Origin of the sequence: uncultured Methylophaga sp. (assembly GCF_947259025.1) — a bacterium.
Taxonomy (GTDB): domain Bacteria; phylum Pseudomonadota; class Gammaproteobacteria; order Nitrosococcales; family Methylophagaceae; genus Methylophaga.
The window spans coordinates 366,830-388,153 of sequence record NZ_CAMYKO010000005.1; the positions used below are offsets into that span (position 1 = coordinate 366,830).

Annotated in this window: 22 protein-coding genes and 1 tRNA gene; all 23 read left to right on the plus strand. The window is 51.8% G+C overall.

What is annotated here, in order from left to right:
* Nucleotides 1–112 precede the first annotated feature (112 nt).
* The 23 genes from Q0X64_RS07735 (at nucleotide 113) to holB (ending at nucleotide 21,323) form a co-directional block, all read left to right on the plus strand.
* Entirely contained in the window at nucleotides 113–976 is an 864-nt protein-coding gene (locus Q0X64_RS07735) for a cation diffusion facilitator family transporter (protein ID WP_366517494.1), read from the plus strand.
* A 115-nt stretch (nucleotides 977–1,091) separates the two neighbouring features.
* Nucleotides 1,092–1,634: a nuclease-related domain-containing protein gene (locus tag Q0X64_RS07740; RefSeq protein WP_297810898.1), complete on the plus strand. Its 543-nt coding sequence runs from the start codon at nucleotides 1,092–1,094 to the stop codon at nucleotides 1,632–1,634.
* The gene (locus Q0X64_RS07745) at nucleotides 1,634–2,548 is read left to right on the plus strand and encodes a 5'-nucleotidase (protein ID WP_297810901.1); all 915 of its coding nucleotides are present in this window, start codon (nucleotides 1,634–1,636) and stop codon (nucleotides 2,546–2,548) included. The genes Q0X64_RS07740 and Q0X64_RS07745 overlap by 1 nt, the downstream gene beginning before the upstream one ends.
* Before the next feature lie 209 nt (nucleotides 2,549–2,757).
* Nucleotides 2,758–2,842, plus strand: a tRNA-Leu gene (locus tag Q0X64_RS07750).
* Nucleotides 2,843–2,904: 62 nt separating this feature from the next.
* Entirely contained in the window at nucleotides 2,905–4,206 is a 1,302-nt protein-coding gene (gene tig / locus Q0X64_RS07755) for a trigger factor (protein ID WP_297810904.1), read from the plus strand.
* A gap of 87 nt (nucleotides 4,207–4,293) precedes the next feature.
* Nucleotides 4,294–4,932: an ATP-dependent Clp endopeptidase proteolytic subunit ClpP gene (gene clpP / locus Q0X64_RS07760; RefSeq protein ID WP_297810907.1), complete on the plus strand. Its 639-nt coding sequence runs from the start codon at nucleotides 4,294–4,296 to the stop codon at nucleotides 4,930–4,932.
* A 46-nt stretch (nucleotides 4,933–4,978) separates the two neighbouring features.
* Nucleotides 4,979–6,250, plus strand: a complete 1,272-nt coding sequence (clpX, locus tag Q0X64_RS07765; protein ID WP_297810910.1) for an ATP-dependent Clp protease ATP-binding subunit ClpX — start codon at nucleotides 4,979–4,981, stop codon at nucleotides 6,248–6,250.
* Nucleotides 6,251–6,394: 144 nt separating this feature from the next.
* Nucleotides 6,395–8,827 (plus strand): endopeptidase La, encoded by a 2,433-nt coding sequence (gene lon / locus Q0X64_RS07770; protein WP_297810913.1) that lies wholly within the window; start codon nucleotides 6,395–6,397, stop codon nucleotides 8,825–8,827.
* 18 nt (nucleotides 8,828–8,845) lie between these two features.
* Nucleotides 8,846–9,511 carry an SPOR domain-containing protein gene (locus Q0X64_RS07775; protein WP_297810916.1) on the plus strand — a complete coding sequence of 222 codons (666 nt, stop codon included), beginning with the start codon at nucleotides 8,846–8,848 and terminating at the stop codon, nucleotides 9,509–9,511.
* A 107-nt stretch (nucleotides 9,512–9,618) separates the two neighbouring features.
* The gene (locus Q0X64_RS07780) at nucleotides 9,619–10,110 is read left to right on the plus strand and encodes a CvpA family protein (RefSeq protein ID WP_297810919.1); all 492 of its coding nucleotides are present in this window, start codon (nucleotides 9,619–9,621) and stop codon (nucleotides 10,108–10,110) included.
* An 18-nt stretch (nucleotides 10,111–10,128) separates the two neighbouring features.
* Nucleotides 10,129–11,637: an amidophosphoribosyltransferase gene (gene purF, locus Q0X64_RS07785; RefSeq protein ID WP_297810922.1), complete on the plus strand. Its 1,509-nt coding sequence runs from the start codon at nucleotides 10,129–10,131 to the stop codon at nucleotides 11,635–11,637.
* Nucleotides 11,638–11,705: 68 nt separating this feature from the next.
* Entirely contained in the window at nucleotides 11,706–12,236 is a 531-nt protein-coding gene (locus Q0X64_RS07790) for a YceD family protein (RefSeq protein WP_297810925.1), read from the plus strand.
* A gap of 34 nt (nucleotides 12,237–12,270) precedes the next feature.
* Entirely contained in the window at nucleotides 12,271–12,450 is a 180-nt protein-coding gene (gene rpmF, locus Q0X64_RS07795) for a 50S ribosomal protein L32 (protein ID WP_297810929.1), read from the plus strand.
* Between the two features lie 13 nt (nucleotides 12,451–12,463).
* On the plus strand, nucleotides 12,464–13,483 hold the full coding sequence (gene plsX / locus Q0X64_RS07800) for a phosphate acyltransferase PlsX (RefSeq protein WP_297810932.1): 1,020 nt from the start codon (nucleotides 12,464–12,466) through the stop codon (nucleotides 13,481–13,483).
* Nucleotides 13,480–14,442 (plus strand): beta-ketoacyl-ACP synthase III, encoded by a 963-nt coding sequence (locus tag Q0X64_RS07805; protein ID WP_297810936.1) that lies wholly within the window; start codon nucleotides 13,480–13,482, stop codon nucleotides 14,440–14,442. The genes plsX and Q0X64_RS07805 overlap by 4 nt, the downstream gene beginning before the upstream one ends.
* A gap of 18 nt (nucleotides 14,443–14,460) precedes the next feature.
* The gene (fabD, locus tag Q0X64_RS07810) at nucleotides 14,461–15,399 is read left to right on the plus strand and encodes an ACP S-malonyltransferase (protein ID WP_297810939.1); all 939 of its coding nucleotides are present in this window, start codon (nucleotides 14,461–14,463) and stop codon (nucleotides 15,397–15,399) included.
* Complete coding sequence (gene fabG / locus Q0X64_RS07815; protein ID WP_297810942.1) at nucleotides 15,399–16,142, plus strand: 3-oxoacyl-ACP reductase FabG; 744 nt, start codon at nucleotides 15,399–15,401, stop codon at nucleotides 16,140–16,142. The genes fabD and fabG overlap by 1 nt, the downstream gene beginning before the upstream one ends.
* A 140-nt stretch (nucleotides 16,143–16,282) precedes the next feature.
* The gene (gene acpP, locus Q0X64_RS07820) at nucleotides 16,283–16,519 is read left to right on the plus strand and encodes an acyl carrier protein (RefSeq protein ID WP_266235472.1); all 237 of its coding nucleotides are present in this window, start codon (nucleotides 16,283–16,285) and stop codon (nucleotides 16,517–16,519) included.
* Nucleotides 16,520–16,628: 109 nt separating this feature from the next.
* On the plus strand, nucleotides 16,629–17,870 hold the full coding sequence (fabF, locus tag Q0X64_RS07825; RefSeq protein ID WP_297810949.1) for a beta-ketoacyl-ACP synthase II: 1,242 nt from the start codon (nucleotides 16,629–16,631) through the stop codon (nucleotides 17,868–17,870).
* 16 nt (nucleotides 17,871–17,886) lie between these two features.
* Entirely contained in the window at nucleotides 17,887–18,705 is an 819-nt protein-coding gene (gene pabC, locus Q0X64_RS07830) for an aminodeoxychorismate lyase (RefSeq protein ID WP_297810952.1), read from the plus strand.
* 1 nt (nucleotide 18,706) lies between these two features.
* On the plus strand, nucleotides 18,707–19,717 hold the full coding sequence (gene mltG, locus Q0X64_RS07835) for an endolytic transglycosylase MltG (RefSeq protein ID WP_297810955.1): 1,011 nt from the start codon (nucleotides 18,707–18,709) through the stop codon (nucleotides 19,715–19,717).
* On the plus strand, nucleotides 19,717–20,343 hold the full coding sequence (tmk, locus tag Q0X64_RS07840) for a dTMP kinase (RefSeq protein WP_297810958.1): 627 nt from the start codon (nucleotides 19,717–19,719) through the stop codon (nucleotides 20,341–20,343). The genes mltG and tmk overlap by 1 nt, the downstream gene beginning before the upstream one ends.
* Nucleotides 20,340–21,323, plus strand: a complete 984-nt coding sequence (gene holB, locus Q0X64_RS07845; RefSeq protein WP_297810961.1) for a DNA polymerase III subunit delta' — start codon at nucleotides 20,340–20,342, stop codon at nucleotides 21,321–21,323. The genes tmk and holB overlap by 4 nt, the downstream gene beginning before the upstream one ends.
* Nucleotide 21,324: the final 1 nt, after the last annotated feature.

A 21,324-nucleotide genomic window follows, 5' to 3' on the forward strand; every position in this document is an offset into this window, starting at 1 on the left:
CTGAGTAGAAACTGAGCATGAAAGCGGGGTCTGCTAGACTCAGCGCCTGACAGACGCAATCAACTATACTGACTCCATGACCAAGCCTCAACACAATGATAGAGCCCGGCTGATGCGCCTGGCCACCTATGCCTCAGTGGCCACTGCGCTGCTGCTGTTGCTGGCAAAACTGTTGGCCTGGTTTATCAGTGACTCAGTCAGCATGCTGGCGACGCTGGTCGATTCAGGGCTGGATTTACTGGCGTCACTGGTCAACCTGCTGGCAGTCCACCATGCTTTGCAACCGGCCGACCGCGAACACCGCTTTGGCCATGGCAAAGCCGAGTCACTGGCCGGACTGGGGCAGGCGATGTTTATTGCCGGTTCGGCGATAGTTCTGTTGCTGCAGGGGCTGAGTAGACTGATTAATCCCCAGCCACTTGAGAGAGGGCTGGAGCTGGGCGTGGGCGTAATGTTGTTTTCTATTGTGGTCACACTGGCGTTGGTCAGTTTTCAGCGCTATGTGATCCAACGTAGCGATTCGACTGCGATTAAAGCCGATGCGCTGCATTACAAGACTGACCTGCTGATCAATATTAGCGTCATTGCCGCGCTGGTGCTGGCCTATTATGGCTGGGTTTATATGGATCCTTTGTTTGCTATCGGCATCGCGCTATTTATCCTCTACAGTGCCTGGCAAATCGTGCGTGAAGCTATTGACCTGCTGATGGATCACGAGTTGCCCGACGAAGAGCGGCAGAAAATCCGCAACCTTATTATTAATCATCCGCAAGCGATCGGTTTTCATGATCTCAGAACCCGGCGCTCGGGCAATACCGTGTTTGTGCAATTACATCTGGAACTGGATGAAACACTGTCACTACGACAGGCGCATGCCATTGCTGACCAACTGGAACGTGAAGTCGCAGCCCTGTTTGACGAGGCTGAAGTCATCATTCACGAAGACCCCATTACACAATTACCGCTGAATTCTTAGCCACACAGAAACAGTCAATTTCGTATAATCTGTCCCTGAAATTAAACGAAGGGGAAACACCATTCTCAAATTAGATTCACCGACCCAGCTGCTGACCATCGCGGTTGTCATTCTGTTGTTGTTCCTGTTTGTACTGGTCAAGCGCCGTAATAAAAAAACCATTCATCTGCGCGAAATTGAACGGGCCTTGTTGCCTTTGAAACATGATGAAGTCAGGGGCGTTGTGATTCCCGACGGCATTGGAGGTCTGCTGGAAATTGACCGGCTGGTGTTGACCGAACATGGCCTGCTAATCATTGAGTCCTATCCCATCTCCGGACACTTATTCGGCTCGGAACAGATTGACCAGTGGACCCAGATCCTCGAAGGCCGCAGCTTTAAATTTGCTAACCCCATACGTCATATTCACAATGCTAAATATGCGTTGCAGATTTTGGCGCCTAAGCTGCCCGTGCATTGCCGCATTGTGTTTACTGCCGATAGCGACTTTCCCAAAGGCAGGCCGGAGGTTGTGTCTACACTGTCCAGCCTGGAGCAGGACCTTAAGCCAATCCTGCAAACGCCCAAAATTCCGGCATCCAGTAAACTGGGCTGGCAGCGAGTTTTGCGTATTGCACGTACAAATGGACAGGCAGTATTAAGAGAAGCGACCTCCTGATGGAAACCAAACCTTTAGTGGTGGCGATATCATCCCGGGCATTATTTGATTTGGATGAAAGTCATCGGATTTTCGAAGAAAAGGGCACTGAAGCTTATTGTCAGCATCAGATTGATAATGAAGATGTGCCGCTGAAACCGGGCGGGGCATTTAACCTGGCGAAAAAACTGCTGGCTCTGAATGACAACAATCCCAAAACACCCAAAGTCGAAATTATCCTTTTGTCACGTAACAGTGCTGATACCGGACTGCGGGTATTCAACTCGATTCAACATCACAACCTGTCTATCATCCGGGCGGTGTTTACGTCAGGCAGCAGTCCCTATCGCTATGTGGAACCGTTCGGTGCCAATTTATTCTTATCGACCAGTCCCGAAGACGTGGCGATGGCACTGAACGCGGGTATAGCCGCGGCTACCATCCTGCCTTCCAACGTCGGTAATAATAATGACACCGAGCAACTGCGCATCGCATTTGACGGTGATGCCGTGCTGTTTTCTGATGATTCGGAAAAGATCTTTAAGGAAAAAGGGCTGGAAGCATTTACCGAAAACGAACAGCAGACAGCCAGAGAGCCGCTACCTGGCGGGCCGTTCAAGGATTTCCTGATGGCCCTCAACCAGATACAGACTGAATATGCTGAAAATGAATCACCGATTCGAACAGCATTGGTCACGGCGCGCTCTGCGCCAGCCCATGAACGGGTGATTCGCACACTCCGCGCCTGGCAAATTCGTATCGACGAAGCGATTTTCCTTGGTGGAAAAAGCAAGGGGCCGTTTCTAAAATCCTTTGGTGCCGATATTTTCTTTGATGATCAGGAGCAGCACTGCCAGTCTGCCCAGGCCCATGTCGCGACCGGCCATGTACCGCATGGCATCGCCAATAAAAAAACGGATACCACTCAGGACTAAGTATCTGTTCTATCGGCAATGCTGCCCATTGTCGACGTTGAGTAATTCTGACATCACCGGGAGAGACATTCGTCAGTGTGCCGAGCAGGCAAGAACTGCAGCGTGTCCACGGCAGGCAACGATCGCAGGCAAGGGTAGTCTTGTCACGGTTTAGTGGCTATAATGTCCGACTTCTTCAAGCGGGTTGTCCCGTTTGATAACGAGATTTTGCGAGAGTGGCGGAATTGGTAGACGCGCTGGATTTAGGTTCCAGTGGGGTAACCCGTGAGAGTTCGAGTCTCTCCTCTCGTACCAGACAACGATAAAGGCTGATGGCCAGAGCCGGTTCAGCCTTCACCCCATGTTTGAGGTAGAGAATGCAAGTATCTGTAGAGAATGTGAGCGAGCTCGGTCGCCGTATGACGATTACCGTCGAAGATGCGAATATCGAGCAAGCAGTACAGGAACGTCTCAAGTCGATTAGACCGCAGGTCAAGATGGCGGGCTTCCGTCCCGGTAAAGTGCCATTGAAAATGGTGGCACAGACCCATGGCCCGTCAGCGCGTCGTGAGGTTATCGATAACCTGGTACAGGAAAGCATGCGTGAAGCTTTCACCCAGGAAGAGGTTAATCCTGCGGGTCCGCCACATATCGACAGCATGGATGAAGAGGGTGAAAAGTTCATCTACACCCTGAACTACGAAGTTTTCCCGGAAGTCGCCGACATTAAACTTGACGACATCACCCTGGAAAAAACCGTGGCTGAAGTCACCGATGAAGACGTCGATAAAATGATCGAAACCCTGCGTGAACAGCGTCTGACCTGGGACCCGCTCAAGCGTGGTGCCAAAGAAGAGGATGGTGTCACTATCGACTTCGTCGGCAAGATCGACGGTGAAGAATTCCAGGGCGGTAAAGGTCAGGATGTATTGCTCGAGCTGGGTGCCGGCAGAATGCTGCCTGAGTTCGAAGAACAGCTGATGGGTAAAAAAGCCGGTCAGGAAGTCAAAGTTAATCTGACTTTCCCGGATGACTACCGCGCCGAAAACCTGCAGGGTAAAAAAGCTGAGTTTGATGTCACCATCAAACAGGTAGCCAAGAAAAAACTGCCTAAGCTGGATAAAGAATTTGCAGCCCTGTGCGGCGTTGAAGCCGGTGTTGCCGCGCTGAAAAAAGAAGTCCGTGCAAATATGGAGCGTGAACTGGCCACTGCGCTGAAATCACTTAACAAGCGTCGCGCCATGGATATGCTGGCCGAGAAAAATGAGCTGGCCTTGCCGGAAGCACCGGTTGAGCGTGAAGCAGAGTTTCTGGCGGAACAAGCCAAGAACAATCTGCGCGGTCAGGGCGTCAATGTGGAAGGCATTCCGTTTGATATTGAAAATTTCAAACCCAATGCTGAAAACCGCGTCAAACTCAGCTTATTGATTGGCAAGATTATTTCAGACAATGAAATCAAACCTGATGAAGATCGGGTCAAGCAGGCTATTGATAATATCGCGGCCAGCTACGAAGATGCCGATGAAGTGGTGAACTACTACATGAACAACCAGGAAAAACTGTCTGAAATTCAGATGACCGTGGTTGAAGACATGGTTGTTGAATGGATTTTCGACCATGTTAAAGTAGAAGAGAGTACATCTACATTCTCAGACGTCGTAAACGCTGTATCTAACTAACCCCGACGCTGACTCAGAATGCAGCCCGTGCTCACCTTAAATGGGCACGGGCTGATTTTTTATTAGGACCCGGAAAATAGGACGGATATGACAAACAAATTCTCTAATGAAGAATTCCCAGGTATTCAAAACGCACTGGTACCCATCGTAGTTGAACAGACCTCACGCGGTGAACGTTCCTATGACATCTATTCACGCCTGTTAAAAGAGCGCGTGATCTTCCTGATTGGCCCGGTCGAAGATCAAATGGCTAATCTGGTGGTAGCGCAGTTGCTGTTCCTGGAGTCTGAAAATCCGGACAAAGATATCCATCTCTACATTAACTCACCGGGTGGTGCGGTTACTGCCGGTATGGCGATTTATGACACCATGCAGTTTATCAAGCCTAACGTCAGCACCCTGTGTATCGGCCAGGCGGCCAGCATGGGCGCGGTACTGCTCGCTGGCGGCGCTGAGGGCAAACGCTACTGTCTGCCTAATTCGCGGATTATGGTTCACCAGCCTTTGGGTGGTTTCCAGGGTCAGGCTTCGGATATTGATATTCATGCTAAAGAGATCTTGGGCATCCGCGACCGCCTGAACGGAATTTTGGCCCATCATACTGGTCAAGATATTGAGACCGTCAGACGTGACACCGACCGTGATAACTTCATGAATGGTGAACAAGCGGTTGAATATGGTTTAATTGATTCAGTACTGACGAATCGGCCTGCAGAGTCGGAATAACAAGCCGATAAATGATTAAAGATATGATGTGTAAGGTAGTAAGACTATGAGCGACGACAAGAACAACGACGACAAATTACTCTACTGCTCTTTTTGCGGTAAAAGTCAGCATGAAGTGAAAAAACTGATTGCCGGCCCCTCAGTCTTTGTTTGTGATGAATGCGTCGATCTCTGTAACGACATTATCCGCGAAGAAATGCAGGAAATGGCGGCGGATGAAGCAGAAACCAAGCTGCCAACGCCGCGTGAAATCAATACAGCACTCGACAACTACGTCATCGGCCAGCAGAAAGCCAAACGTTATCTGTCGGTGGCGGTGTACAACCACTACAAACGTCTGCGCAGTGGCCTTAAAGACGAAGACGTCGAGTTATCAAAAAGTAATATCCTGCTGATCGGTCCTACCGGTAGCGGTAAAACCCTGCTGGCTGAGACCCTGGCGCGCCAACTCAATGTACCGTTTACCATGGCCGATGCCACTACACTAACCGAAGCTGGCTACGTGGGTGAAGATGTCGAGAACATCATCCAGAAGCTGTTGCAGAAATGCGATTACGATGTCGATAAGGCCGAAACCGGTATTGTCTACATCGACGAAATAGACAAGATTTCACGCAAATCAGATAACCCGTCCATTACCCGCGATGTTAGCGGCGAGGGCGTGCAGCAGGCTTTACTGAAACTGATTGAAGGCACCATTGCCTCGGTACCGCCACAGGGTGGCCGCAAGCATCCACAACAGGAATTCCTGCAGGTGGATACCAGCAAGATCCTGTTTATCTGTGGCGGCGCCTTTGCCGGTCTGGATAAAGTGATCCGTAACCGTACCCACAAAGGCGGTATCGGTTTCTCTGCAGAAGTTAAGAGCCTTGATGATCAAAGACCACTGAGCGAATCTTTGCGCACCGTGGAGCCGGAAGATCTGATCCAGTACGGTCTGATCCCTGAGTTTGTCGGTCGTCTGCCAGTCGTCGCCACCCTTGACGAACTGGATGAAGCGGCGCTGGTTGAGATCCTGACTGCACCCAAAAACGCGTTGACCAAACAGTACAGCCGTCTGTTTGATATGGAAGGTGCCGAGCTGGAATTCCGTGACGACGCGCTGCGTGCGATTGCCCGCAAAGCGATGGAACGTAAAACCGGTGCCCGTGGTCTCAGATCCATTATTGAAAATGTATTGCTCGACACCATGTTCGAGCTGCCATCTCTCGACAATGTCTCCAAAGTCGTTATCGATGAAAGTGTCATTGCCGGCGAAAATGCGCCAATTCTGATTTACGAAGATCAGAATGCTGACATGGCGTCAGGCGATAAATAAGCACTTTAACAACACAGCAACGTCAAGCTAACTGACAGATTAAGCACCCGGTCAATTCGGGTGCTTGATTTCTTGCTGCCTGTCCCCATATAAAAACCATGTTTGATTTAAGTGTCCACGGACACTTCTAAGAGGTTTGCCTGAATGGAAAATGAATTAGAAACCACCCCAACTGATAATGGCCTGCAGGTTGTCCCTGTTCTGCCGTTGCGCGATGTTGTTGTCTACCCCTACATGGTCATTCCGCTATATGTTGGCCGTGAAAAGTCGATCAAAGCGCTGGAAGTTGCCACTGACGAAAATAAGCAGATCCTGCTGCTGGCTCAAAAAGACTCGAGCGAAGATGCGCCCGATAATGATGGTCTTTATGAAACCGGCACGCTGGCCAACATTCTGCAACTGCTGAAACTGCCTGATGGCACAGTAAAAGTACTGGTTGAAGGCACGCGCCGGGCTAAGGTGGCCTACTTCAAGCACAACGAAGAATACCTGGAAGCAGAAGCTGCCTCCTATATTGATGAAAATGCGGATGACCGTGAATCCGATGTGCTGATGCGCACACTGATGGGTCAGTTCGAGCAATACGTCAAACTCAATAAGAAAATTCCACCAGAGGTGATTGCCTCGCTGTCGAGCATTGATGAAGTGTCGCGCATGGCAGACACGGTCGCCGCGCATATGACGCTCAAACTCGAAGAAAAGCAGGAACTGCTGGAGATGAGCGACGTTAAGGCGCGGGTGGAAAAGCTGATGGCTTACCTGGAAGGTGAGATTGACATCCAGCAAATCGAAAAGCGCATCCGTAATCGCGTTAAAAAGCAAATGGAAAAAAGCCAGCGCGAATACTATCTGAACGAACAACTGAAAGCCGTTCAGAAAGAGCTGGGTGAAATTGACGAAACGGCGAATGAAGCCGATGAACTGGCTGCCAAGCTGGAAAAAGCTGGCATGTCCACTGAAGCCCGTGAGAAAGCCGAAGCCGAGCTCAAAAAATTACGCATGATGTCGCCGATGTCAGCGGAAGCTACCGTGGTTCGCAACTACATTGAGTCGCTTCTGGAAGTGCCCTGGAAAAAACGTTCACGCGTTATGCTGGATCTGGACCGGGCGCAGAAAGTGCTGGATGAAGATCACTACGGTCTGGAAAAGGTCAAAGAGCGCATTGTTGAATACCTCGCGGTACAAAAACGCGTTAAAAAACTGAAAGGGCCAATCCTGTGCCTGGTAGGCCCACCGGGTGTCGGTAAAACCTCAATTGCGCAGTCCATTGCACGTTCGACCAACCGCAAATACACTCGCATGGCTTTGGGTGGCGTTCGTGATGAGGCAGAGATCCGTGGTCACCGCCGCACTTACATCGGCTCGATGCCGGGTAAAGTGATCCAGAATATCAGCAAAACCGAAGTCAGAAACCCGCTGTTCCTGTTCGATGAAATCGACAAAATGGCACAGGATTTCCGCGGAGATCCGGCTTCAGCTTTGCTGGAAGTGCTGGATCCCGAGCAAAACTCAACTTTTGCAGACCACTATCTGGAAGTCGAATACGACCTGTCCGATGTGATGTTTGTCTGCACTGCGAACACACTGAATATTCCTGATGCCCTCCGGGATCGGATGGAAATTATTCGCCTGGCCGGTTATACCGAAGATGAAAAGCTCAACATCGCGGTTAAGTACCTGTTGCCTAAAGCGATTAAGCAGAATGGCCTGAAAGCAGACGAAGTCGAGATTACCGAAGAAGCGATTCTGGAGATTATCCGCCGTTACACCCGCGAAGCCGGTGTACGTAGCCTGGAACGTGAAATTTCCAAGATCTGCCGCAAGCTGGTCAAGCAAATTCTGCAGGAAAAAAGCAAAACCAAACTGGTGGTTGATGCCAAGAACATTGAGGATTATCTCGGTGTTTATCACTTCCAGTACGGCATCGCTGAAGAGAGTGATCGCATTGGTCAGGTCACCGGCCTGGCCTGGACTGAAGTCGGTGGTGAACTGCTGACCATTGAGTCCGCCGTGATGCCGGGCAAAGGCAAATCAGCCTACACCGGTAAGCTGGGTGACGTGATGCAGGAATCCATTCAGGCGGCCACTACCGTGGTGCGCTCGCGCTCAACTGAGTGGGGCATCAGTGAAGACTTCCTGCAAACTCATGATTTGCACGTCCACGTGCCGGAAGGGGCTACGCCTAAAGATGGCCCAAGTGCAGGTATCGGCATGTGCACCGCGCTGGTCTCGGCCGTCACCGGCATTCCGGTGAAAGCCAATGTGGCCATGACCGGTGAAATCACCCTGCGTGGTGAAGTGCTGGCCATTGGCGGGCTTAAAGAAAAGCTGCTGGCCGCTCACCGTGGTGGCATTGATACCGTGTTGATCCCCCATGAAAATGTCAAGGATTTGAAAGAGATCCCGGAAAACGTCAAAAAAGGCCTGAACATCATACCGGTACGCTGGATCAATGAAGTGCTGGAAGTGGCGCTGCAGCATATGCCCAAAGGGGCAGATGCCGGCGGTGAGACCGAAGCGATGCTTGCCAGTGAAAAATCCAAGTATCATGAGGTAAAATCTCAAAACCGTCATTGATAAGCTTGGGAGCAGGGCATGACACTGATTCAGCAACAACGTCTGTTAGGCGCCGTTTTACTGGTTTGCCTGATTGGTGTCATTGCCTGGCTTTTACTGGATACCGTCGAGCAAAATCAGCCGCAGCCGGAGCAGGAAGAGCCCATCGCCTTTGACTCGGTGATTGAGCCGATTGCTGAAGACGTTGAGACTGTCGCGCCGGAACAAGAAGCACTGGTTGACCCGGAGCAGTTAGGTGCACCCGTGCCTGAGGTCAGCCCGGCCCCGGTTTCGCCGTCAAGCTCTGTTGCCGAGACAGAGGCACCGGCGGATACTGCACCAGCACCAGCACCAGCACCAGCACCAGCACCAGCACCAGCACCAGCTCCTGAGGCCGAGCCTGAGCCAATGCCGGAGGCCAATGTTGACAGCAAACCTGCGCCGGCAACGGCAACAGAAGCGGCCCAGCCACAGTGGGTATTGCAAGTCGCCAGTTTCACGGTCAGAAAAAATGCAGATGATTTAGCCGCCCAGCTCAGACAACTGGGCCATGAGCCAATGATTGAAACGGGAAGTAGCGCAGGTAAAGCTATTTACCGGGTCAGACTGCAGCCGGTCAGTAATCGTGCTGCGCTGGAAACAACAGCCAAAACACTGAGCGATAAACTGAATCTCAATCCACAGATCCAGCAGTATAAACCCTGATAAAAGGGTCACATTATTATCTGCAATATCACTGTAAAAAAACTGGGTTGTTAGCCACCAATCTGCTAAAATTCGCAGTTTAGATCGCAGGGTATTGCGGAGAGTATATGGTTTGGGTTGATTTTCTAATCATCGGGATCATCGCGATCTCGGCCGGTATCAGTATCGTCCGGGGATTCATGAAAGAGGTGCTCTCGCTGATCAGTTGGATCCTGGCATTCTGGGTCGCCCTGATGTTTCATTCCCACCTTTCAACCCTGCTGGCAAATTACATTTCAACGCCCTCTATCCGACTGTTTCTGGCATTTTTCATTTTATTCGCCATTACGTTGATTCTGGGGGCTTTGGTCAATCATCTTATTTGTCAGGTGGTGGAAAAAACCGGCCTGACAGGCACGGATCGATCATTGGGCGTGGTGTTTGGACTGTTACGCGGCGTGGCCATTGTCACCATACTGGTGATGGGCGCCGGCGCCACACCGATGCCTGCTGACAGTTGGTGGCAGAACTCGCTGCTGATTGATCACTTTGAGAAGCTGGCACTCTGGGTACGCGACTTGCTGCCTTTAGAGATTGCACAACACATCAATTACAACTAAATCCTGACAGGGCAATTTATGTGCGGAATTATTGGTATTGTAGGTCATTCTGAGGTCAACCAGGCCTTATACGACGGATTGACCGTGTTGCAGCACCGGGGTCAGGATGCCGCTGGCATCATGACCTGTGACCAGGAAGGTAAGTTTTTTCTACGTAAGGACAACGGGCTGGTTAAAGACGTCTTTCATACCCGGCATATGATCCGGCTGAAAGGCCAAATGGGTATCGGTCATATCCGTTATCCCACCGCCGGCTGTTCCAGCTCAGCCGAGTCCCAGCCTTTTTATGTCAACTCGCCTTTTGGTATTGCACTGGCGCATAACGGCAACCTGACCAATACCAAGATCCTCAAAGAAGAACTGTTCCAGACCGACCGCCGCCATCTCAATACTGATTCTGACTCTGAAGTGCTGCTCAACGTGCTGGCTCATGAGTTGCAGACCAGCGGCAAACTCAAACCCCAACCTGAAGATATTTTCAATGCGGTACGCGAAGTCCATCGCCGTTGCCGTGGCGCCTATGCCGCGGTATCAATGATTTCCGGCGTGGGCGTGCTGGCATTTCGCGATCCCTACGGTATCCGCCCAGTGGTCATCGGCAAAAGAGAAACAGCCAAGGGCACTGAATATATGGTGGCGTCAGAAAGCGTTGCTGTTGATATCCTGGACTTTGAACTGGTTCGTGATGTTGAGCCGGGTGAATGTGTATTTATCGATAACAACGGTAATTTCCATTCACAGCAATGTGCGCAGAACCCGGTGAAAAATCCCTGCATCTTTGAATATGTCTACTTCGCGCGCCCTGATTCAATGATGGATGGTATTTCAGTGCATAAAAGCCGCATGCGCATGGGCACCAAATTGGCTGAGAAAATCAAACGTGAACGGCCCGATCACGATATTGACGTCGTTATTCCGATTCCAGACACCAGTCGCAGCGCGGCTTTGCAACTGTCCTATGATCTGGGCGTGGTCTACCGTGAGGGCTTTATTAAGAACCGTTATATCGGCCGTACCTTTATTATGCCGGGCCAGACCATGCGCAAGAAGTCAGTGCGTCAGAAGCTGAATGCCATTGATCTGGAATTCCAGGGCAAGAACGTATTGCTGGTCGATGATTCGATTGTACGTGGCACGACGTCACAGCAAATCGTGCAAATGGCGCGTGATGCGGGTGCCAACAAGGTTTATCTTGCTTCCGCGGCGCCACCAGTTCGTTTCCCCAACGTCTATGGTATTGACATGCCGTCAGTGACCGAGTTTGTGGCGCATGATCGTAATGTTGAACAGATTGCCGGGGAGCTGGGGGTTGACTGGCTGGTCTATCAGGATTTGCCGGATCTGGTCAGTGCCATCAAGAAGAAAAGCAATGTCGAGCGTTTCGATACTTCCTGCTTTGATGGTGATTACATTACCGGTGATATCGATGAAAATTATCTCTATTACATCGATGCAATGCGGAATGACGCCAGCAAAAGTGAGAAAGAAAAGGGCAATGCCGTCATTGAGTTGCACAATAACGCCTGATGCCGCGAGCTATCAGGCGCTGATGCGCTTTGCTGTTTAAGCTGAATTCTTATATAATCCCGTCGATTATGCGCCAGCAATTACCAAAAGAGATTGATCCGTTTCGTTTTGCCCAGACCGGGCGCGAACTGGAGGGTGAAATAAAACTGGCGACCCTGTCCCGGCTGTCAGCGTCATTGTACAAAGATGACGGTGTGGTTCAGGTCTCAATGCAGTTTGCTGTTGATGACACCGGCACACCTTATATGCAGGGGCATTTTGAGACCACGCTGTCACTGACTTGTGAGCGCTGTCTGCAGGAACTGGTCCTGCCACTGAAGATTGATACGCAGCTGGGTCTGGTACGGCATGAAAAATTGGCCGAGAAACTGTCGGATCAGTATGAGCCATGGGTGATTGAAGACCATGAGCTGGTCGATCCGGCGACTGTGGTCGAAGATGAATTGATTCTGGCACTGCCTCTGGTGCCAAAGCATGAAGAAAACTGTTTGCCGGATGAGGCATGGGTTTCAGAGGATAAAGCGGATACGCAAATGGAGAAACCGGACAAGCCGGAGTCGCCGTTCGCAATATTATCTGAATTAAAATCAAAGAAATGATTTTGCATTTTTATAGGGTTAGGAGTTTTAGCTTATGGCTGTTCAACAAAACAAAAAGAGTGCTTCACGTCGCGGTATGCGTCGTTCACACGACTCACTGAAAGGTTCAACCCTGTCAGTTGATTCAACAACCGGTGAACTGCACCGTCGTCACCATGTATCTGCTGACGGTTACTACCGTGGACGCAAAGTCGTTGCTGACAAGAGCGAATAAGGCCAGATAAACATTGAGCCTGACGATATCGATTGATGCGATGGGCGGGGATCACGGACCTGAGGTCGTGGTCCCCGCTGCCTTATCGGCACTGAAAAAACATCCTGAGGTCAGCTTTGTTCTGGTCGGTGACAAAGACACGCTCGATTATGAGCTGCAACGTCATCACGTTCAGGATGACCCGCGTATGCAAGTCCACCACGCCTCGCAGCGGGTGGAAATGGATGATCTGCCATCACAGGCATTAAGAGGCAAGAAAGACTCCTCAATGCGGGTGGCTATTAACCTGGTCAAAGAGGGCAGAGCGGCGGCCTGCGTCAGTGCCGGCAATACCGGTGCCTTGATGGCGACCGCCCGTTTCGTACTGAAAACTTTGCCGGGTATTGAAAGGCCGGCGATTGTTTCTGCTTTGCCCACCATGACCGGTCATACCTATGTGCTGGATCTGGGTGCCAATGTGGACTCCAGTGCTGCACATCTGGTGCAGTTTGCCGTGATGGGCTCTGTGCTGGCTGAACTGGTTGATGGCAAGCCCAACCCGACTGTGGGTCTGCTGAATATCGGTTCGGAAGAGATCAAAGGCAACGAGCGCGTTAAAGAAGCCTCGCGTCTGCTTGAGCAGACCGACCTCAACTATCAGGGCTATGTAGAAGGTGACGGCCTGTATCATGGTGATGTCGATGTGCTGGTCTGTGATGGCTTTGTCGGCAATGTCGCACTGAAAGCCAGTGAAGGCGTGGCACATATGATTCGTCATTATCTGCGAGAAGCCTTTACCCGCAACTGGCTGACCAAGCTGGCTGCTGTGATTGCCTCACCGGTATTGAAAGCGTTTCGACGTGAACTCGATCCGCGGGCATTTAACGGTGCCAACCTGATTGGTCTGCAGGGCATCGTCATCAAAAGTCATGGCAGTGCCGATGCTTTCAGCTTTGCCAATGCCATCGATATCGCCATTGTCGAAGCGGAGAAAGACGTGCCTAACAATATCAGCAAGCACCTGGAAGATTTGCTCGAGGGACAGGTACTGTGATCTATTCACGCATCGCCGGCACCGGCAGCTACCTGCCTGAAAAAGTGCTGACTAACCACGATCTGGAACAGATGGTGGAAACCAGCGATCAATGGATCACTGAACGCACCGGCATCAAAAAGCGCCATATTGCCGCCGATGATGAGACCACCACCGATTTAGCCTATCAGGCCGCCATCAATGCCATTGATGCTGCCGGCATCAGTAATGCTGATATTGATCTGATTATTGTCGCCACTACCACGCCTACCCGAATCTTCCCCAGCACTGCCTCCTTATTGCAGGAAAAACTGGGCATCAGCGGTTGCCCAGCATTTGATATCCAGGCGGTGTGTACCGGTTTTGTTTACGGCCTGACCGTAGCGGATAAATTTATCAAGGCTGGCGGCGTTAACAACGTGCTGGTCATCGGCGCTGAAACCTTTTCCCGTATCGTTGACTGGACCGATCGCAATACCTGTGTGCTGTTCGGTGATGGTGCAGGTGCAGTCGTGCTGCAGGCCAGTGAAAACCCCGGCATTTTGTCGACTCATATCCACTCTGACGGCAGCTTCAATGAACTGCTGCATGTGCCCACCGGCCCCGGTTCTTCAACCGCCACGGATGATGCCGCTTATGTCGATATGCAGGGTAACGAAGTCTTCAAAGTGGCCGTCAAAACGCTCAGCAGCATTGTGGATGAAACCCTGCTGGCCAACCAGATGGACAAAAAAGATATCGACTGGCTGATTCCACACCAGGCTAATATCCGCATTATTGCCGCGACTGCCCGCAAGCTCAATATGTCGATGGACCATGTGGTGGTCACCGTCGATGAGCACGGCAACACTTCGGCGGCTTCAATCCCGCTGGCGCTTGATGCCGCGGTGCGAGATGGCCGTATCCAGCGCGGTGAGACGCTCTTATTCGAAGCCTTTGGTGGTGGATTCACCTGGGGCTCAGCTTTAATTAAATACTGATTACTCAGAGGATTTTTGATGAAATCAGCATTCGTTTTTCCCGGCCAGGGCTCACAAGCCATTGGTATGCTGGCCGAACTGGCAGAACATCACAGCCAGGTCACAGACACCTTCCAACAAGCTTCCGATGCCCTTGACTACGATCTGTGGAAACTGGTCGCGGAAGGACCGGCAGACGATCTGAACCAGACCGATCGCACGCAGCCCGCGATGCTGACTGCTGGCGTTGCTGTCTGGCGCGTCTGGCAATCAGTGTCGTCTATCAAGCCTGATTATTTTGCCGGCCATAGCCTGGGCGAATACACGGCGCTGGTTGCCGCCGAAGCATTGAGCTTCAGCGATGCCGTCAAACTGGTGGAAAAGCGTGGTCAACTCATGCAGCAGGCGGTACCAGCCGGTCAGGGCGCCATGGCGGCGATTCTGGGCCTGGAAGATGACGTGGTGCGTGATTTGTGCAGCCAGGCTGCCGAGCAGGGTGTGGTGGAAGCAGTGAACTATAACTCGCCGGGACAAGTGGTCATTGCCGGCAGCACCCCAGCCGTTCAGCAGGCGATCGAACTGGCTAAGGAAAAAGGCGCTAAACGTGCCCTGCAATTACCGGTCAGCGTGCCATCGCACTGTGAACTGATGAAACCGGCCGCCGAGCAACTGACCATTGAGCTCAACAAGATTGAAGTGGCCTTGCCGACAACGCCGGTGATTCATAATGCCAGCGTGTCTGTTGCCAATGACACTGCCGAGCTGAAGCAATTACTGGCACAACAACTTTATAGTCCGGTTCGCTGGGTAGAGACAATTCAGTGGTTTGCCCAGCAGGGCGTGGACAACGTGGTTGAAGCGGGTCCCGGTAAAGTGCTGGCCGGTTTGAATAAGCGGATCGACAAAGGCCTGAACGCATTACCGCTGTTTGATACAGCAACGCTGGAAAAAACAACACAAGCTTTGGGAGAAGGATAATGAGCCTGGAAGGAAAAGTCGCACTGGTCACCGGTGCAACACGTGGTATCGGCCATGCCATCGCTTTGAGCCTGGGAGAGCAAGGCGCAACCGTGATCGGCACGGCGACCTCGCAAAACGGTGCCGACACCATCAGTGCTTACCTCAAGGAAGCTGGTGTCAATGGCAAGGGGCTGGTTCTGAATGTTACTGACAATGAGGCAATTGAAACCGCAGTCAGCAGCATTGAAGCTGATTTCGGTGCGCCCGACATTCTCGTCAACAACGCAGGGATCACCCGCGATAATCTGCTGATGCGGATGAAAGACGAAGAGTGGGATGACATCATCAACACCAACCTCACCCCCATCTTCAAGCTCAGCAAACGCTGCCTGCGGGCGATGACCAAAGCGCGCTGGGGCCGCATTATTACCATCACTTCTGTTGTCGGTGCCATGGGCAATGCCGGTCAGTCCAACTACGCGGCAGCGAAAGCCGGCGTGATTGGTTTCAGCAAGTCGCTGGCCCGTGAAGTCGGTGCCCGCGGTATTACCGTTAATACCGTAGCACCAGGCTTTATCGATACCGATATGACCAGCGGCCTGCCGGAAGCGCATAAAACAGCCTTGCTGGAACAGGTGCCACTGAAACGTCTGGGTGAACCGGAAGAAATCGCCGCGGCGGTCAGTTTCCTGGCCAGCCCCAACGCCGGTTATGTGACAGGGGAGACTCTGCATGTCAACGGCGGCATGTACATGAGTTAATGGCACTAAGCCACTGTTAAAAAAGAATTTAATTTCGGGGAGAAACTGGCCCGGCCGGGTTTAGCTTGTCTCCATGGTGCTGGCACTATAAAATGCCTGCACATTGTTTAATGTATTAACCACCAAAGGAAACATTAGTTATGAGTGATATCGAAGCTCGCGTAAGAGAAATTGTTGTTGAGCAATTGGGCGTCAATGCGGATGAAGTCACCGCCGATGCTTCATTTATCGATGATCTGGGCGCAGACTCACTGGACACAGTAGAGCTGGTTATGGCGCTGGAAGAAGCATTCGAATGTGAAATCCCAGACGAAGAAGCTGAGAAAATCACTACCGTCAAAGAAGCTGTCGCCTATATTAACGCTCACCAGTCTTAATATAGCTGAAGGCTTGATGAATAGCCGTCTAGTGTGTGCGCATGCTAGGCGGCTATGTTGTGTATAGCCCTGTGCTATCAGTCCTTGCAGGTTTTGAGGGGAAATCCTGATGTCTAAAAGACGCGTTGTAGTGACCGGCCTGGGTGCCGTCACTCCGGTTGGCTTATCTGTGAAAGAAAGCTGGGAAAATATTGTGGCTGGCAAAAGCGGTGCCGCACCGCTGACTTTGTTTGATGTATCTGATTTCAGTGTTCAGTTCGGCGCCAGTGTCAAAAACTTTGATGTCACCACGGTGCTCCCCAAAAAAGATGCCCGTAAGATGGATACCTTCATCCATTACGGTATTGCTGCCGCCAAAGAAGCGATCGAAGACGCCGGACTGGAAGTGACTGAAGATAACGCTGAGCGTATTGGTGTTTCTATTGGTTCTGGTATCGGCGGTTTGCCCGGTATCGAAGAAGGCTATGACAGTTACCTGCAGGGTGGCCCGCGCAAGATTTCGCCGTTCTTTGTGCCCAGCAATATTATTAATATGATCTCCGGCAATCTGTCGATCATGTACGGCATGAAAGGGCCCAATACCGCTATCGTCACCGCCTGTTCCACTGGCACCCATTCCATCTCTGCCGCAGGTCGCATGATCCAGTATGGCGAAGCTGATGTGATGATTGCCGGCGGTGCGGAAATGGCGACCTCCAAAACCGGTCTGGGTGGCTTTGCTGCTGCCCGCGCTTTGTCCACCCGTAACGACAACCCGGAAGGCGCCAGCCGCCCCTGGGATAAAGATCGTGATGGCTTTGTACTCGGCGATGGCGCCGGTGTGCTGGTACTGGAAGAGTATGAACATGCGGTGGCCCGCGGTGCGACTATCTATGCCGAACTCGCCGGTTCCGGCATGAGCAGTGATGCCTACCACATGACCATGCCATCTAAAGGCGGTGAAGGTGCGGCTCGTTGCATGAAAAACGCAATGAAAGACGCAGCGCTTAATGCCGATGAGATTGACTACATCAATGCTCACGGCACCTCGACCCCGGCCGGTGACGTGGCAGAAACCATGGCGATCAAAACGGCACTGGGTGATGCTGCGGCCAAAACAGCTGTCAGTTCCACCAAATCCATGATTGGCCATTTGCTGGGTGCTGCCGGTGGTGTAGAAGCCGTGTTCAGCGTGTTGTCTATTCGTGATCAGGTGGCACCACCGACGATTAACCTCGATAACCCGGACGAAGCCTGCGATCTGGATTATGTGCCGCACACTGCACGCCAGATGCCCATTAATGTCGCTATGTCCAACTCCTTTGGTTTTGGTGGCACAAACGGCACCGTTATTTTCAAGAAAATAAACTGATACCCGGAGTTGCCCGGTGATTCTGATAAACGGCCAACCCGATAACAGAATCCCTGTCAGCGACCGTGGTCTGCAATACGGCGACGGGGTATTTGAAACGCTGGCATTCCGTGATGGTGAACTGGAACTGCTGGACGCGCATCTGGCCCGGCTGATGCTGGGCTGTGAGCGTCTGGGTATCGCTTTTCACGAGGCTGACAAGCTCAGACTGGAGCTGGCAACACTCTGTGCCCAGACCGCAGAAGACAGCGTTATCAAGATTATCCTGACCCGCGGTGCTGGCGGCCGCGGCTATAAGGCCCCCGCAGAGCCTGAAACGCTGCGTATCCTCTCATCGCATTCCATGCCTGACTACCCGGATAATTGCCTGTCCGGCATTCATGTGCGTCAGTGTCAGCAGCGCCTCGGACTCAATCCGGCTTTGGCTGGTATTAAACATCTGAACCGGCTGGAACAGGTACTGGCCCGCAGTGAGTGGGACGATGACAGCATCCGCGAAGGCTTGATGCTGGATATCAATGACCGTCTGGTCGAAGGCACCATGAGCAACCTGTTTCTGGTGCGCGACGGTGCTTTGCTTACGCCGCCTATCAGCGATGCCGGTATCGCCGGTGTCATGCGTGCCAAAGTCATGGAGCTCGCGCGTGAACAGCATATCCCGGTGTTTGAAACAGTCCTCACGCTGGCAGAACTGGCCTCGGCAGAAGAGGTGTTTGTGACCAATAGCATCATCCAGATCTGGCCGGTCATTTTGAACACCAGCAGTGGACAAAGCTGGCCTTTCGGTCCGGTCACCCATCAATTACAGTCAGCCCTGCAGGCAATGCGTCTTTGAAATGAAACGATTTATCATAATAAAAGCGATTATCCCGGCACTGATTCTGGCTGCTATCTGCAGCTATGGCCTGTTGCAGTATCAGCGTTTTATCGATCAGCCATTGCAGCTTGATACGCCGTTTATATTTAGTGTTGAACCGGGCAGCAACCTGAAAACCATCAGCGAAGACCTGCAGCAGCAGGGACTGACCACGATGCCGCCTTTATATCTGCAGTTGTATGGCCGGATGACAGGGCAGGCGCACCAGATCAAAGCCGGGGAGTATCGGGTCGAACCCGAAACCACCTTACCGCAACTGCTGGAGCAGATGGTATCGGGCAAAGTGGTCATGAACGCTTTGACCATCGTTGAGGGCATGACCACCCGTGAACTGATTGATGCAGTCCATGCCCATCCCAAAATCGTTAAAACACTGGAGACTATCGACGAAAAGGCCGTGATGACGGCCCTGGGCGAACCGGAGAAAAACGGCGAAGGCTGGTTTTTGCCGGAAACCTATCACTTTCCTTCCGGCACCAGTGATATCGATTTTCTTGAGCGTGCCTACCAGCAGATGCAGGTGTCTTTGCAGCAAGCCTGGGCACAGCGTGACGAGGACTTACCTTATGAGACGCCTTATGAGGCGCTGATTATGGCCTCCATTATCGAAAAAGAATCAGGTATCGCAGAAGAAAGGCCACAAATAGCCGGCGTGTTTGTCAGGCGCCTTGAAAAAGGCATGCGCCTGCAGACCGATCCGACGGTGATTTATGGTATGGGTGACAAGTTTGATGGTAATCTGCGACGTAAAGATTTGCGAACCGATACGCCGCATAACACCTACACTCGCGCTGGTCTGCCGCCGACACCGATTTGTCTGCCCAGTATCGAGTCCATCGAAGCAGCTTTGCACCCGGCTGATGGTGATAGTCTGTATTTTGTTGCTACCGGCAAGGAGGGGCGCCATGTTTTTTCCGCCACATTGCGCGAGCACAATAATGCCGTCAGGAAATATCAGCTCAAAAAATAATGAACGCTAAATTTATCAGCATTGAAGGCATTGAGGGGGCGGGCAAGTCCACCCAGATAAGCTTTATCCAGCAATTTCTGGAGCAGCATGGTAAGCGGGTTGTTGTTACCCGTGAACCGGGTGGCACGGAACTGGGCGAACAAGTCCGTGAATTGCTGCTAATGCCCCGTGAAACCGGGATGAGCCATGATGCAGAGTTGCTGTTAATGTTTGCTGCCCGCGCCGAACATATCCACCAGGTGATCAAACCGGCTTTGCAGCGCGGCGACTGGGTATTATGCGATCGTTTCGTTGATGCCACCTTTGCCTACCAGGGTGGGGGACGCGGCATTCCAGCCGCGCGGATTCAAACAGTCTCTGACTGGACCTTGAATACGCTGCAGACCGATTTGACGCTGTTGTTTGATCTGCCGGTAAATATCGGTCAGCAACGCGTGGTCAAACGCCAGCAGCAAAAAGACCGCTTTGAACAGGAAAAAGCCGATTTTTTCCAGCAGATTCGTGACTGCTATCTGCAACGGGCAGCAGACGAACCGGATCGCATCCGAACGATAGATGCCAGTCATGATATCGATACCATCCAGCAACAACTGCGCGATATTCTGACGGGGCTGCTGGCGTCGTGAGCGGCAAAGCACTGCATAGCTGGCATCAAAAACCCTGGCAGCATGTTCAGACGATGCTGCAGCAAAGTCGCTTGCCTCATGCCTTGTTGATAAGTGGTATCGACGGTTTAGGCAAGATGGCCTTTGCTGAAAGGCTGGTTGCCAGCCTGCTCTGTATTCAGCCTGATGCACAGTTTAATGCCTGTGGTCATTGCCATAGTTGCCAGTTGCTGGCAGCCCAGTCCCACCCGGATCACCTGCTGGTTGCGCCGGAAGACAGGGGCAAACAAATCAAAGTCGATCAAATCCGCAGCCTCAAACAAAGCCAGACTCTGATGCCCAAAGTGTCTGCCGCCAAAACTGTCTTGATCAGCGAAGCGGATCAGATGAATATCTCGGCCTTCAATAGTCTGCTGAAACTGCTGGAAGAGCCGCAGCCGGACTCCACCCTAATCCTGCTGTCGAACAATCCTCAGCAACTGCCGATCACTATCAAAAGTCGTTGCCAGAATGTCGTCATTCCCATACCTGACACTGATCAGGCGATGGCGTACTTGCGTGCTCAAGATCCGGCAATGCAGGACAAACATTGGCAGGCTTTATTAAAGCTGACACAGGGCGCGCCACTGGCCGCGCTGTCGCTGGGCGACGCGGGGCTGGAACAAAGCCGCCAGGTGACGGCGGATATCGCCTTGCTGATGCAGGGACAGGGCAACCCGGTACAGATGGCGGCAGACTGGCAACAGTATGATTTAAAATCGGTTTTACTGCAGATTCAGTCAATGATGCAGAGTAAAATCGGCCAGTTGTTGATGACAGTTGATAACTGCTCAGTCAGCTTGTTGCGTCCATACTGGTCAATAGTCGATTGCATCACTGATACTTTAAAGTTAATATCATCTCAAAATAACCCAAACAAGATATTGTTAATAGAGGATTTTATGGTGACGGTAATGCAGCATGCTGAACAGATCCATAAGCTTCAGGGAACTCACAGGTAAT

Coding starts and splice junctions, on each gene's coding strand:
- purF (WP_297810922.1), top strand. CDS start 10,129: ATGTGCGGAATTATTGGTATTGTAGGTCATTCTGAGGTCAACCAGGCC.
- lon (WP_297810913.1), top strand. CDS start 6,395: ATGGAAAATGAATTAGAAACCACCCCAACTGATAATGGCCTGCAGGTT.
- fabD (WP_297810939.1), top strand. CDS start 14,461: ATGAAATCAGCATTCGTTTTTCCCGGCCAGGGCTCACAAGCCATTGGT.
- tmk (WP_297810958.1), top strand. CDS start 19,717: ATGAACGCTAAATTTATCAGCATTGAAGGCATTGAGGGGGCGGGCAAG.
- mltG (WP_297810955.1), top strand. CDS start 18,707: ATGAAACGATTTATCATAATAAAAGCGATTATCCCGGCACTGATTCTG.
- acpP (WP_266235472.1), top strand. CDS start 16,283: ATGAGTGATATCGAAGCTCGCGTAAGAGAAATTGTTGTTGAGCAATTG.
- Q0X64_RS07745 (WP_297810901.1), top strand. CDS start 1,634: ATGGAAACCAAACCTTTAGTGGTGGCGATATCATCCCGGGCATTATTT.
- Q0X64_RS07780 (WP_297810919.1), top strand. CDS start 9,619: ATGGTTTGGGTTGATTTTCTAATCATCGGGATCATCGCGATCTCGGCC.
- Q0X64_RS07775 (WP_297810916.1), top strand. CDS start 8,846: ATGACACTGATTCAGCAACAACGTCTGTTAGGCGCCGTTTTACTGGTT.
- Q0X64_RS07735 (WP_366517494.1), top strand. CDS start 113: ATGCGCCTGGCCACCTATGCCTCAGTGGCCACTGCGCTGCTGCTGTTG.
- clpP (WP_297810907.1), top strand. CDS start 4,294: ATGACAAACAAATTCTCTAATGAAGAATTCCCAGGTATTCAAAACGCA.
- Q0X64_RS07790 (WP_297810925.1), top strand. CDS start 11,706: ATGCGCCAGCAATTACCAAAAGAGATTGATCCGTTTCGTTTTGCCCAG.
- rpmF (WP_297810929.1), top strand. CDS start 12,271: ATGGCTGTTCAACAAAACAAAAAGAGTGCTTCACGTCGCGGTATGCGT.
- fabG (WP_297810942.1), top strand. CDS start 15,399: ATGAGCCTGGAAGGAAAAGTCGCACTGGTCACCGGTGCAACACGTGGT.
- clpX (WP_297810910.1), top strand. CDS start 4,979: ATGAGCGACGACAAGAACAACGACGACAAATTACTCTACTGCTCTTTT.
- fabF (WP_297810949.1), top strand. CDS start 16,629: ATGTCTAAAAGACGCGTTGTAGTGACCGGCCTGGGTGCCGTCACTCCG.
- tig (WP_297810904.1), top strand. CDS start 2,905: ATGCAAGTATCTGTAGAGAATGTGAGCGAGCTCGGTCGCCGTATGACG.